The organism is Helicobacter anatolicus (genome assembly GCF_021300615.1).
GTDB classification, from domain to species: Bacteria; Campylobacterota; Campylobacteria; order Campylobacterales; family Helicobacteraceae; genus Helicobacter_H; species Helicobacter_H anatolicus.
Genome location: NZ_JAJTMY010000004.1, coordinates 143,367 through 158,157, shown reverse-complemented (window position 1 = coordinate 158,157; position 14,791 = coordinate 143,367). Strand labels below are relative to the sequence as shown.

The 14,791-nt window shown below is 32.0% G+C and carries 18 protein-coding genes; 4 read left to right on the top strand and 14 right to left on the bottom strand.

The window, feature by feature from the left end:
- The first annotated feature begins 56 nt into the window (after positions 1-56).
- Positions 57-1,037, top strand: a complete 981-nt coding sequence (locus tag LW133_RS06495; protein ID WP_233077601.1) for a Gfo/Idh/MocA family protein — start codon at positions 57-59, stop codon at positions 1,035-1,037.
- On the opposite strand, the gene LW133_RS06490 is transcribed toward LW133_RS06495, so the two are convergent.
- From LW133_RS06490 to thrC, 8 genes are read right to left on the bottom strand one after another with little or no spacing between them, the layout of a single operon-like run.
- The gene (locus LW133_RS06490) at positions 1,020-1,760 is read right to left on the bottom strand and encodes a hypothetical protein (RefSeq protein WP_233077600.1); all 741 of its coding nucleotides are present in this window, start codon (positions 1,758-1,760) and stop codon (positions 1,020-1,022) included. The genes LW133_RS06495 and LW133_RS06490 overlap by 18 nt on opposite strands.
- Positions 1,760-2,968 (bottom strand): bifunctional phosphopantothenoylcysteine decarboxylase/phosphopantothenate--cysteine ligase CoaBC, encoded by a 1,209-nt coding sequence (gene coaBC / locus LW133_RS06485; RefSeq protein WP_233077599.1) that lies wholly within the window; start codon positions 2,966-2,968, stop codon positions 1,760-1,762. Before coaBC ends, LW133_RS06490 begins: the two co-directional genes overlap by 1 nt.
- Positions 2,968-3,576 (bottom strand): HP0838 family lipoprotein, encoded by a 609-nt coding sequence (locus LW133_RS06480; RefSeq protein WP_233077598.1) that lies wholly within the window; start codon positions 3,574-3,576, stop codon positions 2,968-2,970. Before LW133_RS06480 ends, coaBC begins: the two co-directional genes overlap by 1 nt.
- On the bottom strand, positions 3,576-4,226 hold the full coding sequence (locus LW133_RS06475; RefSeq protein ID WP_408610467.1) for an LPP20 family lipoprotein: 651 nt from the start codon (positions 4,224-4,226) through the stop codon (positions 3,576-3,578). Before LW133_RS06475 ends, LW133_RS06480 begins: the two co-directional genes overlap by 1 nt.
- Before the next feature lie 55 nt (positions 4,227-4,281).
- Complete coding sequence (locus LW133_RS06470; protein WP_233077597.1) at positions 4,282-5,139, bottom strand: ATP-binding cassette domain-containing protein; 858 nt, start codon at positions 5,137-5,139, stop codon at positions 4,282-4,284.
- Entirely contained in the window at positions 5,136-5,819 is a 684-nt protein-coding gene (gene modB, locus LW133_RS06465) for a molybdate ABC transporter permease subunit (RefSeq protein ID WP_233077596.1), read from the bottom strand. Before modB ends, LW133_RS06470 begins: the two co-directional genes overlap by 4 nt.
- An 8-nt stretch (positions 5,820-5,827) precedes the next feature.
- Complete coding sequence (gene modA / locus LW133_RS06460; RefSeq protein ID WP_233077595.1) at positions 5,828-6,544, bottom strand: molybdate ABC transporter substrate-binding protein; 717 nt, start codon at positions 6,542-6,544, stop codon at positions 5,828-5,830.
- A 2-nt stretch (positions 6,545-6,546) separates the two neighbouring features.
- Positions 6,547-8,013, bottom strand: a complete 1,467-nt coding sequence (gene thrC / locus LW133_RS06455; RefSeq protein WP_233077594.1) for a threonine synthase — start codon at positions 8,011-8,013, stop codon at positions 6,547-6,549.
- An 89-nt stretch (positions 8,014-8,102) separates the two neighbouring features.
- Between thrC and LW133_RS06450 the strand changes: the two genes are divergently transcribed.
- From LW133_RS06450 to LW133_RS06440, 3 genes are all read left to right on the top strand, one after another.
- Positions 8,103-8,756 (top strand): hypothetical protein, encoded by a 654-nt coding sequence (locus LW133_RS06450; protein ID WP_233077593.1) that lies wholly within the window; start codon positions 8,103-8,105, stop codon positions 8,754-8,756.
- Between the two features lie 70 nt (positions 8,757-8,826).
- Positions 8,827-9,402, top strand: a complete 576-nt coding sequence (locus tag LW133_RS06445; protein WP_233077592.1) for a DedA family protein — start codon at positions 8,827-8,829, stop codon at positions 9,400-9,402.
- Positions 9,403-9,472: 70 nt separating this feature from the next.
- Positions 9,473-9,970, top strand: a complete 498-nt coding sequence (locus LW133_RS06440) for a flavodoxin (protein ID WP_233077591.1) — start codon at positions 9,473-9,475, stop codon at positions 9,968-9,970.
- Positions 9,971-10,104: 134 nt separating this feature from the next.
- Here the strand turns inward: LW133_RS06440 and LW133_RS06435 are convergent, their stop codons facing one another.
- The 6 genes from LW133_RS06435 to LW133_RS06410 are packed head-to-tail and all read right to left on the bottom strand — an operon-like array spanning position 10,105 to position 14,787.
- Positions 10,105-10,800, bottom strand: coding sequence for a hypothetical protein (locus tag LW133_RS06435; RefSeq protein ID WP_233077590.1), 696 nt, complete (start codon positions 10,798-10,800; stop codon positions 10,105-10,107).
- Positions 10,801-10,821: 21 nt separating this feature from the next.
- A complete protein-coding gene (locus tag LW133_RS06430) occupies positions 10,822-11,514 on the bottom strand; it encodes a DUF3943 domain-containing protein (protein ID WP_233077589.1) in 693 nt (230 codons plus the stop codon).
- A gap of 49 nt (positions 11,515-11,563) precedes the next feature.
- The gene (aroC, locus tag LW133_RS06425; RefSeq protein ID WP_233077588.1) at positions 11,564-12,649 is read right to left on the bottom strand and encodes a chorismate synthase; all 1,086 of its coding nucleotides are present in this window, start codon (positions 12,647-12,649) and stop codon (positions 11,564-11,566) included.
- Complete coding sequence (gene rnc / locus LW133_RS06420) at positions 12,646-13,329, bottom strand: ribonuclease III (RefSeq protein WP_233077587.1); 684 nt, start codon at positions 13,327-13,329, stop codon at positions 12,646-12,648. Before rnc ends, aroC begins: the two co-directional genes overlap by 4 nt.
- Entirely contained in the window at positions 13,316-13,753 is a 438-nt protein-coding gene (gene rnhA / locus LW133_RS06415) for a ribonuclease HI (RefSeq protein ID WP_233077586.1), read from the bottom strand. Before rnhA ends, rnc begins: the two co-directional genes overlap by 14 nt.
- The gene (locus LW133_RS06410) at positions 13,750-14,787 is read right to left on the bottom strand and encodes a hypothetical protein (protein WP_233077585.1); all 1,038 of its coding nucleotides are present in this window, start codon (positions 14,785-14,787) and stop codon (positions 13,750-13,752) included. Before LW133_RS06410 ends, rnhA begins: the two co-directional genes overlap by 4 nt.
- Positions 14,788-14,791 lie beyond the last annotated feature (4 nt).

Genomic DNA, 14,791 nt, shown 5'->3' with positions numbered 1-14,791 from the left:
CTTTAAAATTGCTAAAATTATTTTTTTTATATTTTAAGGTGGTTTGAGGGAATGGCGTGCAGGTTGCAGTGATTGGTTATGGATATTGGGGGAGGAATGTTGCAAGGGCTATTGTAGATTCTGATTTTTTTTGCTTAAGAACAATTTTTGATTGTAATTTTAAACAAGTTTTAGAGGCACAAAAGATTTATGATTTTACTATTTATCAAAGCTATAATGATATTTTGCAAGATGATGAAATAGAAGCAGTTTTTATTGTTACGCCACCACACACACATTTTGATTTAAGTAAAAAAGCTTTAGAATCTTCTAAACATGTTTTTGTAGAAAAGCCTTTATGTACAAATTCCTTACATGCACAAAAACTCTATCATCTTGCACAAGAAAAAAAACGTGCTTTGCATTGTGATCATATATTTTTGTATGCACCTCCTGTTATATGGCTTAAACAAAATATAGATATTTTGGGCAATATTGTTTATATTAATGCAAGAAGAATTAATTTGGGGTTGTTTCAAAATAGTGTTGATGTGATTTGGGATTTAGCGATTCATGATTTAAGCATTATTGATTATTTAATTGGGCTTGAAATCAAAAATGTAGAAGTTTTTGCAAGAAAATATCAAGATTATCCTAATAATGCATTGGCAAATATCAATCTTGAATTGCAAAATGGCGTGATTGTAACAATTAGTGTTTCATGGCTTAGCCCAATAAAAATTAGAGAGATGATTATTGGGGGTGAAAAAAAAAGTGTAATTTATGATGAGACAAAAAAAGATAAGATTATATTATTTGATTCTGGTGTAGTGGTAAGGGATTATTTTAGTCCTGCAAACTTATATCAAAAAATGGTGGAGTATAAAACAGGTGCAATTAGCAATCCTACTTTACAGGGAAAAATGGCACTTAATCAGTCTTTAGATGCTTTTGCATTTAAGATTAAAAATTTAACACATGTACAAAATATTCTTGATCAAAAGCATGTTATGCGTATTATTGAAGCATTGGAAAAAATTTCAACCTCTAAGATCTAATAAGTTTTGTGTAAATTGATAGAGGGGTTCTATATGTTTTTGTAAAGAAATTTCTACTCTATGGAATAATTTGAGATCTTTAGCATGATTTTTTAAAAGATTTTTTGTGCTTTCAAAACTAGCTTGCAAATTTAAACCAATATCTTTTTCTAAAGTTTTATAAACTACTCCACTCAAAGGTCCAAGATTGGGATAGAGTGCATAAAATCCTAGACTTTCTTCCTGTCTTTTTTCAAGCTGTAAAAAATAATTTTTTTTATCTTCATAGATATTGAAAGAAATAACATTTTTTTGTAAACTCAAAAGGAGATTCCCGAAAAATAAAAAACTATTTTTATCTGGTGCATCGCTGAATTGATTGAGTAAGAATTCTTTCCATTCCCCTATAAAACCTTCTCCTTTGCTAAAAATTTCTTTAAGATTTTGAAAGCTAAGTTTTAAGGGAGAATCTTGTAATATTTCTAGATTTTTTGGGTAGGGGGTGAGTTGATTTAAAAGCAGAGTTCCTATAGAACTTTTTTGCAAGTTGGCAAAATATTGTGCACCTACAATAAGATCTTTTTGGCTTTTTGTTTGGGTGATAAGGTTGCCAATTTTTATTTTATATAGATCTTTGCCCTGTTTTTCTAGGACATTAAGTAATACAGGGAGAGTATTATTAAAATCTTTTTGGTGAGAGAGTTTAGAAATACTTTGTGAGAGGGAAGCAATTTTTTGGATCATTATGAAAGCGTGGCTATAAATTCTGCGATTTTAAAGGCAATGTGACTTTTGGTATCTAAAGAGAGAGTTTTTGTCTTATTTTGAGACATTAGAGTCATTTGATTATTTTGCGATCCAAAGGTATTATCTTTTGTAAGAATATTTAGACATACGCAAAGACATTTTTTATTTTTTAGCATCAAGGTAGCATAATTTTTGGCATTTTTTTCATCACTTTCTGCTTTAAAACCAATTTTGATAATATTTTTTTGTGTAATATTTTTTAAGATATCTATATTAGGAATACATTCTACAATAAGATTTGTATGGTCATTTTTTTTAATTTTTCCTTGATAGATAGTTTTTGGTTTGAAATCTGCAATTGCTGCTGCCATAAATAGATAGGTGGGGATATCTTTGGCAGATTCTAAAATTTTTTGATGATAATCTTCTGCACTTTTTACAGGAATTTTGATAATAGAATTGCTCAGTGTTGTGGGAAAAATTGAGCTAATAAAAGTTACTTTTGCACCCAAAATATCAAGTGCTTCTGCTAGTGCACTAGCTTGTAGTCCGCTGGAGTGATTGCTAAGACAGCGTACAGAATCAATATTTTCTTTACTACCTCCGCCGGTGATAATGACATTTTTATCTTTCCAAAAAGGATTTTGTGAAAGGTTTTTAGCAAGTGCAAGGAGAATATCTGAAGTTTCTGCTAATGCACCATCTCCAAAGGTATCGCATGCAAGGAGACTTTGGCGTGTGGGGATTAGAGTAAAGTTTAAGTCTTGAAGTTTTTTGATATTGTTTTTTGTGCTTTGAGCAAGAAGCATTTGGGTATTCATCGCGGGGGCAAGGATTTTTGGTGCAGATGATGCAAGAATAGCAGAGAGTAGAATATTATCTGCGATACCATTTGCAATTTTAGCAATTGTATTGGCAGTGGCAGGGGCGATTAGAAAAATATCTGCCCATTGTGCATAGCCAATGTGATTGCATTCACTACTCCAGTCTTCTGTTTGTGTGCAAAGAACACGAGTGTGTGTAATAGCCTCAAAACATAATGGAGTGATAAATTTTAAGCTTTCTTCAGACATTATAATTCTAAGATTTGCTTGTGCTTTTTTTAAAGTACTTAAGAGGTCTAAGATTTTATAAATGGCTATTGAACCACTTATTCCAACCAAAATATTTTTATTTTTAAAAAAATCACTAGGGTTAAAAAGCATTATTCATCTTCTATATCATATTGTTTGGCGGGGTCTATGTATTTGTCAATAGAGATAACTACTCCCGTGTTGAGGTTTTGAAATAAAATATGATCTTGTTTGCGAAGATAATAGATTATTTGTCCACTTTGCTGAAACCTTTGCACTAATGCACCATCTGCATTAATCATTTTTCCTTTGCCATTAAAAATATCTTTGCCTAAAATAATATCATCAAATAAATTTGCATAAGCTACCTTTCCAAAAAAATTTTTGGATGCCGGCCATTTTTTTGCACAGTCATTCATAAAACAAATTTGATTTTTTGTGATTGTGATATTTCCAATATTTTTTCCAAGCTTAAAGAGCTCTACCATAATATTTGTGTAATCAACATTTTCTTCTGTACGTATTAAGGCATAGTCATAATAGTTAAAAGTTGGACTTTTGATATAGATGATCTTAAAATCAGGAGGAGTACTTATGTCAATTTGTGGGGCTTGTTTGTGTGCTCGTACAGGTTGGTTGGTAAAAAATTTTTTAGTTCCAGCACAAGAAACTAAAAAAAAAGCAATAAGAATGCTACTTAAAATAGCACTCTTATTGTTAAGAAGGTTAGTAAAAAACATTAGCCTCTATCACCACTCAAAGCACGATACCAGATTCGACCATCAAGTTTTAATTCCATGCTTACTTGACATAAACCGTCTTTGTATACAGTTTCTGTGATTTCTGCATTTCTAATGAGTGCTTGTACTTTTGTTTTTACAGTAGAGTTTTGCAAAATCATATCTCTTACTGTATCTTGAGCATTTACTCTGATACCATACATTTTTTCACCAAGTTGTCTGTAAGCATCAACAATTGCGGCTCTTTTAGCAAGTGCAAGTGCTTGCGAAGGAGAAATGGTAGATTCTGGTGCTACACCCATGCCAACAGCACTAAGTTCAATGATATTATTTGGTGTTAGCATTGGGCTGTTGGGAATAATATCTCCTGTTTGTGGTGCTTCAGGTAATGGTGCATCAAATCTTGTATCTGGCAATGGAGAATCTATTGGACCTTGCGGTAGAGAATTTCCTGCTACAAGGTTAGGATTACTAAAGCCTACAGGTGGATACATAGGAGATTGTACAGAACCTGGCTGATAAACCGCAGATGGTGGTACAAGGCTTGTGTCATCTGCATTAGGGCCAAACATATTATTACATCCTGAAAGAGCAATTGCTCCACTTAGAATTAATGAAACTCTTAAAAACCTTCTTGTCATATTTTTCATAAAAATCCTTTAAAAAAGTATATGTGCTAAAGTCAAAGCAAAATGCATTCCAATTTTAAATTTTTTGGAACCTATTGATGGAAAAATGATTATCTACAGCAATCATATCGCCAATTTTTAGGGAGTTATCCACATTTTCTAAAATGAAATTAAAAATCATGTTTTGCACTAAAACTTGCAAAACACTTTTGTTGCCTTGTTTCTTGATGGATAAAATTTTTCCAAAGATTTTATGATTTTTTTGCTCCAAAAATATTTCTTGTGGAGTCCCATTTTTACAAAATTTACCATCTTCAAGCACAAAAACATGATCGGTTAAAAACAATACTTCTGTAATATCGTGTGAAATCAAAAAAGTTGTAAGGTTAAAATGTTTGAGAGTGTTTTTAAATTCTTGATATAAAAAAGTTTTTGTATCTTGATCAAGTGCGCTGAAAGGTTCATCAAGCAATAAAATTTTTGGATTTTGCAAAATAGATCTCGCAAGAGCTACTTTTTGAGCTTGTCCGCCAGAGAGGTGTTTGGGTTTTTTATCACAAAGTTGATTGAGATTTAGCAAAGAAATTAAGGAATCTACTTCAGATTTTAGGGAGTTGTTTAACCCGAAAGTAATATTTTTATAAACATTAAGATGTGGAAATAGTGCACAATTTTGAAATACAAAACCAATATTTCTCTTCCAAATAGGGGTATTGATTTGTGCTTTTTTGTCATAGAGGACTTGGTTGTTATGTGATATATATCCAGAATCAGGAGGAGTGATTCCGCAGAGCATTTTAAAAAAAGTAGTTTTTCCACTTCCAGATTCTCCAAAAATTGCATAGGTTTTGTTGGTTTGAAAATTTGCTTGTAAGTCAAGACTAAAAGGACCTTTTGCTCCTGATAGTTGTTTTTGTAAAGAAATTTGTATCATAAAATACCTTTTTGGATTTTGTGATTAATATAAATAACAATAAAAAGTAGACTAAAACTTGTAATACTTAAGATAAGAGCATAAGAATGAGCTATTTGATAATTAAGCATTTCAGTTTGTGTATAAATTGCAATACTTGCCACTCTGCTGACATTGGGTATATCGCCACCTAGCATGATTACAACACCAAATTCTCCGATGGTATGTGCAAAAGTTGTGATGATAGCAAGCAAAATGCTAGGCGAGATATTAGGAAGCAAAACAAAAAAGAGTGTGGAGGTTTTATTTTTTCCTAGAGTATAGCTTGCTTCTTTAAGGTTTTCAGGGAGCGTAGAGAGGGCATTTTTGATGGGATTTACCATAAAAGGTAGAGAAAAAATCACACTGCCAAGCACGATGCCCCAAAAACTAAAAGCAAGTTTAATTTGAAAATGTTTTTGTAAAAAAGCTCCTAAAAAATGATTGGGAGAAAAGCAAATTAAAAGATAAAACCCAAGCACAGTAGGGGGTAGAATAAGGGGCATCCAAATTAGCGTTTCTATGATAATTTTTGCTTTGTGTTTACTATATGCTAAAAAATATCCCAGAGCAATGCCAATGGGTAATAATAATAATGTAGTATATGTGGCAAGCTTGATGCTTAAAAAAATAGTCTGTAAAAAGTCTATATCAAAAATCAAGCAATGCCTTAGGGTAGTAGGTAGCCATGCTGCTCAAAAATAATTTTGGAATCCAAAATAAAATTTGCAAATTTTTGAGCCAAGAGGTTTTGTTCTCCAAATTTTGTAAGAGTTAGAGCTTGGAGAATTGGTTCATAAAGCGTGGTAGGGACTTTGATGAAACTAATGTTGTTATCTTTTATATCAATGAGTGAGAGTGCATCAAATCCTATTTCACAATTATTACTATCAATCCATTGATGAGCTTGTGAGATAGAGCTTGCTTGTGAGATTTTATGGGCAATTTTGGGGTAGAGTTGCGTGTTTTCTAAGGCTTGTTTTGCTGCTCTTCCATAAGGTGCTAGATCAGGATTAGGGAGTGCAATATTTTTAATTTTAGAATCTAGAAGTGTTTCAAGATTTTTTATTTTTATGTTTTTGCTCCAAAGAATTAGCGTTCCTTTGGCATAGATTCTTGGTTTTGTCGCAAGTTTTTCTTCAAAAAGCTTTTGTGGGTAAAAAGTGTCTGCGGAGACAAAAAGATCTACAGGGGCTTGATTTTTTATTTGTGCATAGGCTTTTCCTGAGGAAATATAGGAGATGTGAATTTTATGCTGAGGATTTGTAAGTAAAAAATCTTCTTTGATTTTTTCTAATACCTTAGAGAGATTTGCCGCAGCTAATACTTGAATTGTATCTGCAAATATAAAATTTATACTTAAAAAGAAAAATAATATTTTTATCATATCTATCTCCTTGTGTTAGGGGTTGAGTTGAGGGATTGTAAAATTTTATCTTTTACTTCAGAGATTTTTAAAACTTCTTGATGATAAATAGGTTTTGCAAAAAGTTGCTCGATATGTGGGGATAAGTTTAGATTTTGATCTTTAAGAATCTTTTCAATTGCCTCTTTATCGCTTGATTGTTTTTTTGTAACTGCTTTTATAACAATAGGAGCGAACTTGCTCCATTCTGCAGTAGAACAAATAATACTTTCTTTTGGATTTAATTGTTGATGTGCAAAAATTGCATTTGCAGTGTGTGGATCAATTAGAAGGTTTTTATCATAAAAATTTTTAATGATATCCAAACATTTTTCATCTTCACAATAAGTTGCCTCAAAATATTCTTGTAGAGTTTTTAGTTGAGTTTGATTGAGGGAATAACATTGTTTGGTTTCTAGAGAATGCATAAATTTTTTGGTTTCTTGATCGCCAAAAAGCGTAAAAAGTATACGTTCTATGTTGGAGCTTTTTAAGATATCCATTGCAGGAGAGTAGGTGTGTTTTAGGCTTCTGTATGAAATATCATAGATTCCTGTATTAATAAAATCACTAAGAATATTATTGGGGTTTGAAGCAATAATGATTTTTTCTAAAGGTAGTCCCATTTTTTTGGCAAAAAATGCTCCCAATGCATTTCCAAAATTTCCACTAGGAATGATGGTTTTTATTGGTGTGCCAAATGGGATTTTGGAGGTTTTAATATAGCAAAGATAACCCCAAATATGATAGATAATCTGAAATGCAATGCGCCCAAAATTTACAGAATTTGCAGCAGAAAGTAAAAAATTTTTTTCCTGTAAGGCGTTTTTAAAATCTAAATCTTGAATGAGTGATTTTAAAATACCTTGTGCATCATCAAAGTTACCTTCTATGCCAAAAACATGAAGATTTGATGCATCTTGCGTAGTCATTTGTAAAGCTTGTACATCACTAGTGCCACCTTTGGGATAAAGGCAGACAACTTCTATGTTTTCAAGATTCTTGAAGCTTTCTAAAGTTGCAGGACCGGTGTCGCCACTTGTAGCAGTTAAGATGAGATATTTTTCTTTTTTTTCTTTGGCCAGTAAGGAGAAAAGTTTTCCAAATGGTGCCAGTGCCATATCTTTAAAGGCTCTTGTTTTTCCATGATAGAGCTCTTGGATTGCAAGATTTTTTTGTATAAAATTTAAAGGTGCGGGATTTGTTTTGTCATCAAAGTTTTCGTATGCGTTTAAAACAGAATCTAAAATTTTTGAGTTTAGATTAAGGTCTAGTGCTTGAAAGATTTTCTCACAAAGGTTTTTGTAATCAAGGTTTTGATAAGTGGAAAAATCAATCTGAGGTATTTTCTTGAGTGTCCATAGTCCTCCAAAGTTTGCATTAGGGTTTAAAACCGCATTTTTAAAGTCACAATTTTGAGAGCTATCTCTTGTTCCGACAAAATTTAACATAAAAACCTCTTTCTGGTAGAATTGTGGTTTGCATTTTATCAAAAAATACTTTGTTATTTAAAATGAAAATAAAGTAAATGGGGTGGATATTGAAAAAAAAAGTATTGATGTTGTTTTGTGCGGTTTTTTTGCATGCAGATGAGGAAAATGTTAAAAATGGGTTATTTTTTGGTTTGGAGCTTGGGGTAAATAGTTTGCAAATGGAGGTTTTTGAAAATTTTACCCCCTTATCTTTGCAAAAAAAGATTTTTGCAGAAATTGGTTTAAAGCTTGGTGATCAGCTTTATTACACAGAAAATTTTGGTGCTAAATTATCTGTATATTGTGGCTTGGGAAATAAGATTATATTTAGTGATTTTGCATATAAAGATTTTGCAATTAGTCAAAGTATTCTTCCTTTTAGTATGGGGGTGGATTTTGCTTTTTTGTATGATGTGGTAAATCGGGAAAATTTTGTATTTGGATTGAATTTTGGAGCAGGATATCGGTTTAGGCAGTATTTTTTATTGCATGAAGGAGCATATTCGCTAAAAAATAATTTTCATATTCATCAGATTTATCCAGAAATTGGTGTGCATTTTTATATTCATAATCATCAAATAGCTTTGAGTTATCGATTTGGTGGAATATTATCACAGAAAAGTGCCAAAAATCAGGCAACTCTGTATGGGGCAAATGCTACTTTTTATCTTAGAGGAACTTTGGAGGATTATGCAACTTTGGAATATGGTTACCGATTTTAGGGGGTAAAAATTAAAAATTATTAAGGTTATTTTACTATAATGATAATCAATATTAATTTTGGAGACTGAAGTGGAAGCTATTCAAATATTTCAGGAAAATTTACAAACTTGGGGATATTTGCTTGTATTTGTTTATTCTTTGGGTGGGGGATATGTAGCAATTGTTGCAGCAGGATTTTTGTGTAGCATGGGGAAAATGGATATTAGCTTGAGTATTTTATTGGCATTTTTGGGCAATGCAATTGGAACAAATTTTTTTGCTCTTATGGTGCGAATGCAGAAAAAAGATTTTGAAAAATATCTTAAAAAGCACAAAAGAAAAGTAGCATTAGCATTTTTGTGGCTTAAAAAGTATGGTGTAGGATTAATTTTATTTAGCAAGTATTTATATGGAATTAAAACTATCGTGCCGATTGCTATTGGAGTAAGTAGATATAAGTTGAAAAAATTTTATTTTTTTAATACGCTTGCATGTCTAGTATGGGCTATTTCTGTTGGACTTGTGAGTTTTTTTGCTGCAAATTTTTTCCAAAATATTTTAGATAAGCTTTCTTTTTTACCCGCATATACTGCTCCTGTTTTATTTGTTATATTTATACTTATTATTCTAGGGGTTTTGAAAATTTATAGTACGAAAAAAAGTTAATTTTTTATTAGTTTTATTGGACTATAAGGAGAGAGCATAATTTTATGCAGTTTTAGACAAAGGAATTTATATGAAAAAAATAGGTATATTTTATGGAACTGATAGTGGAAATACGCACACTATTGCTGATTTAATTGCAAAAAAATTAGAAGTTGATACAAAACCAATGGATGTTTCCAAGGTAAATAAACAGCAGATTTTAGAGTATGATTATTTGATTTTAGCAAGTTCTACCTATGGTTATGGGGATTTGCAATCAGATTGGGAGGATATGATTGATGCTTTTGATGCTAAGGATTTTGAGGGAAAAACTATTGCATTAGTTGGATTAGGGGATCAAGATACTTATAGTGATACTTTTTGTGATTGTTTGTATTATCTTTACGAAAAAGTTAGGCTTGGTAATGTGGTTGGTAAAACCAGTATTGAGGGTTATAGTTTTGATTCTACCAAGTCTTTAGAAGATGGGAAATTTTTAGGTTTGGTGCTTGATGAAGATAATCAACCTGAGCTCACACAAGAGCGTATTGAAAAATGGGTTGCAGAAATTAAGCCATTTTTTAGTTAAAGAGGCGGCAAGTAATTGATATAAAATCAATAAAAACTCTAAGGACAAAAATATAAATAAAAAGGAGGGGTAGAGTTAGGGGTAAGTTTTTGATTGATAAAACCCCTTTTTTTCTAGATTGCTAGATATTGTTTTTAGAATCTAAAATTTATCCCTACGCTAAAATTTAATAAATCTCCAAATTCTACCTTTCTATTTGTCGCTGTTATTTCTCGATCAAGAGATGCTTGTATTGGGCTTAGGCTATCACTAATAAAACGCATACGTGTTTCAAATTCTAGATAAGGGAGGATATTGAAAATAAAGCCAATATTAATTCCGCCACCAAAACTTACTTGTTGCGCATAGTTTTGCGTGTTTAAAAACGCAGTATTGGCATGAACACCGACAAAAAGATCTAGTAAATCTATAAGACCATATCGATAATCTAGGTTTAAAAATAGGGCATTGAGATAAACTTTGCTGCTTGCTTGATCAAAAAAATTATTGCCACTATAATCAAAATAAAAACGCAAAATATGTTTAGGTTTAATGATGAAGTCATAACCGATTTTTAAACCATAGCTAAGAGCAATACTATTTGTAGAGCGGCTATCTCCTTTGAGTTCAGTAAGCTGATTGAAATATTTATTTTTTGTTGTAAGTGTATTGATACCACTAAAGATGCCAATAATTATATTTCCTTTTTTATTTTGCCCACTTTCTTGTTTGTCTTCTTTGAGATTTTGGGGAGCTGTTTGCTCTGTTGTGCTTTGTTTATCTAGGGTGCTTGATATTTCTTGTGCATAAAAAAATGTACAAAAAGATAAAAACAAGAAAATTTTTTTCATATTTTTCCTTTTTAAGTGAGATTACCAAATAATTTTGATACTTGCTACAAATCCTTCTTTTTGAGGCATTGTTGCAGTGATGATATTTTTATTTTTGATTCCAACAGCCTTTGCAAGACCCATATCACGCATAATAAATCCTATGGGATCCATAATCATTAAGGCTATAGTGCCCAAAAATTTTGAATTCCATAGTCTGCCATGATGATTTTGAATATAGCGGGAGGCTTGATAAAACCCTTCACCAATTAGTGAGCCTAATGCAGGAGTTAGAATTAGGTCTTGCCAACTTGGAATTTCTGCAAAAGCCTCAAGTCCATATTCCCAAAAAAATGTTGAAAACAAAAAAGAATAGAACGCAGATGCAGTCCAGCTAAATCCCGCAGTGCGAGGCTGCATATAATAAATCGCTCCAACATAAGGATGTGCAAGATAATTTAAATAAAGCTTATCTTTATCAATAACAGGACCTAAATTTACTTTTTTAACATAATTTGTGCCAAGATTTGCAATATCTTCATCACTCCAGTTTGTGATACTTTCTGGTAATAACAATAGTGTTCCAAACGCTGCAACTGCTGTTGCAAAAAGCACACCATTACTCATAAGAAGATAGCGGTATTTTTTGTCAGGTTCAAAAAAAGCAGGCGGCTCTTTAAATTCTGCATGCATAAAATTTAACAATAAAAATAAAAGTATAAGTTTTTTCTTCATTGTCCTATTTTGATTATTTGTTTTTTAGATTCTACAAAAAAATTTGGGTTTAATGTGATGAAAAATAAATTTTTTCAAGATGGCTTAGTTTGGCACTTGTATTTAGAAGTAATAAATCTGCTAAAATTAATGCTAATAAATGTTCGCATACAACACTTCCTCGAATAGCAATGCAAGGATCATGTCTTCCTTTGAGATTAAAAGATATTTGATTTTTATAAATATCTTGTGTATTTTGCGTGATAAAAATACTAGGCGTAGGTTTGAAATGAACTTTTAAAATTATCTCTTCTCCACTACTCATTCCTCCAAGAACCCCTCCGTGGCGATTGCTTAAAAATCCTTGAGAGTCCATAGAATCATTATTTTTGCTCCCAGTGTTTTTTGCTGCTAAAATCCCTGCACCAATTTCTACGGCTTTTACACCATTTAATCCCATCATTAAACTTCCAATTTGAGAATCTAATTTATGATAAAGCCCTTCACCAAGACCAATAGGAATTGTTCCAGAAGCCTTTATGAGAGCTACCCCACCAATACTATCATGAGCTTTTTTTGTATCTAAAATTAAATTTTTTTGTGCAGATTCTTTATCTTTATCTAGGCTAAAAATTTCACTATTTTTGGCAAAATCAAAATCAATTTCTGATGCTTCTATTTCCCCGATTGCATAAATTCCACTTTGCGTAAAAATACCAAAATGCTCCAAGAGCATCTTTGCGACACTTCCGGCACATACTCTAGCAACAGTTTCTCTTGCTGAACTCCTTCCGCCACCACGATAATCTCTAAAGCCATATTTGTGAAAATAGGTGAAATCTGCGTGCGAAGGTCGAAAAAGATTGCGAATTTCTTCATAATCTTTGCTTTTACTATCTGTGTTGTAGATAAGAATTGCAAGAGGGGTGCCTGTGGTGTAAGAATTAAAAACCCCGCTTAAAATTTCAAAAGAATCTGCTTCTTTTCTTTGTGTACTAAAAAGATTTTTTCCACCTTTTCTCCTATCCAGTTCTTGTGCGATACGCACTTCATCAATAAATAATCCTGCGGGCAATCCATCAATTATGCAACCAATGGCCTTTCCATGAGATTCTCCAAAAGTACTTATTTTAAGACGCTGACCAAAGGTATTCATATTTTTTCTTGTTCAATAATTTTTTGGTATGCAATTTTTGCACAATTTTGCTGGGCATTTTTCTTGCTTGTTCCGATAGCACGTGCATATTCTTGCCCTTGTATTAGTAAGGAGATTTTAAATTTTTTGCAGTGGTCAGGACCAATTTCTTCCAAAAGCTCATAGCGAGGGATTTCATTAAAGCGAGCCTGTGTGATTTCTTGTAAAGCGGTTTTGTAGTCAATAAAAAGGCTTTGTGTATCAATTTTTGGATAGAGTTCTTCTAGGATCTTGTAGGTAGTTTTTTTGGCTATTTTAATACCAGATTCAAGATAGATAGCACCAATTAATGCTTCAAATGCGCTAGAGAGAATAGAAGATTTTTCTCTACCCAAATTACTTTCTTCGTTGTGAGAGATGCGGATAAAATTTTGTAGATTAATGGCTTGTGCAAAACTTGTAAAACTTTGTTCATTGACTAGTGCTGCACGCATTTTAGAGAGATCTCCTTCTTGATTTTTGGGAAATTTATGGTAGAGAAATTCTCCTACCAATAAATCCAAAACAGCATCACCCAAAAATTCCAATCTTTCATTATTTTGATGATTTTTATAGCTTTTATGAGTGAGTGCAGTTAGTAATAAATTCTTGTCCTTAAAGTGGTAGCCAATAGAATTTTCAAGTTCTTCAAGGTTGCACATATTGCTCCTTTAGTAGTTGTGCTTGTTCCCTTGCGATTGTATCACATTTTTCATTTTCTGGGTGGTTGTTATGACCCTTTATCCAAAAAGTTTTGATTTTGTGGTTTTTAGAATAATTTAAAAATTCTTTCCATAAATCAGGGTTTTTAACATCACGAAAATTTTTTTTTATCCAGCTAAAAATCCATTTTTGTATGCCTTCACAAACATATTTTGAATCGCTATAAAGTTCGATTTCACAAGGCTCTTTTAGGGCTTTTAGGGCTTCTATTACCGCGAGAAGTTCCATACGATTATTTGTAGTATTTGGCATACTCCCATGGATGATTTTTTCTGTTTGTTTATAGCGCAATATTGCGCAATATCCACCAAATCCTGGATTGTTAAGGCAAGATCCGTCGCAATAAATTTGAATTTTTTTCATAATTCTATCTTTTGTAGAGGTTTTAAGATTAAATCAAGCTGTGTTAATTCTTCACATTGAGGGCATCGTGGAGAATCAAAAGGGAAAATGGCTTTGCAGTGATGGCAGCGATATTCAAAGGCAAGATGGATTTTTTTTGTGGAATATGTATGCATAGTGCGTAAAATTTCTAATTCAAAAACTGAACATTCTTTTTTGCTTTCAAAATAACCTTTTGCGACAAAAATTTCAAAAATTTGTGGGTGGTTTATGATTTCATCATGTAGATTTTCTTGAGAAAATTCCCATAAAATATCGATAATATTTGTTACGCTATTCAAGCAAAAAACATAATTCCAAAAAGCTTTTAAATCATAATTTTTTAGGTATCGTAAAATAATTCTGTCAAATAATGGGTTGTTTTTGCCAATAATAGTGGCGTTTTGGATTTTTTTGTAAAGAGGGATGTTGTGTGCGTTAAGAAGGATAAGTAGATAAAAATACTGTTGATTATTCGTATAAAAATCTTGTGTTTGACTATCAATTTCATCTAAACATTCTAGGGCTTCTAGCGCTTTTTGGTATTCACCCATGTTTTCATAGGATTTGATAAGAAGTTTCATGGCAGTAGCATTTCGTGGATAAGTTTTTAGAATCTGAGTGAAAATATCTTTGCTTTTTTGCATGAAACCTGCATTTAGATAGGTTTTGCCTAGAGATTCTAGAATAATAATTTTTGTTTTTGTGTTTTTATTAGATTCTAGGAGGCTCAAAAAAATTTTAATTGCCATTTCATTATCACCACTTTGTGCATAAGTTTGTGCAAGATTGATAAGAAATGGTGTAGCTTTGGGATAGAGGGTGATAAAATGAGACATATCTTCATTAAGTGTTGTATGTTCGTAGGATTGTGCCAAGGCTTGTAGGGATTGTTGTTTTTTATGTGTGCGATATTTATTACGAGAATAATCTAATAATGCAATCGTAGCAATAATAGAAAACAGGATAATAATATCAAAAAGTGGGTCGCGATAAAAATATAAGATGCTATCCATGAGG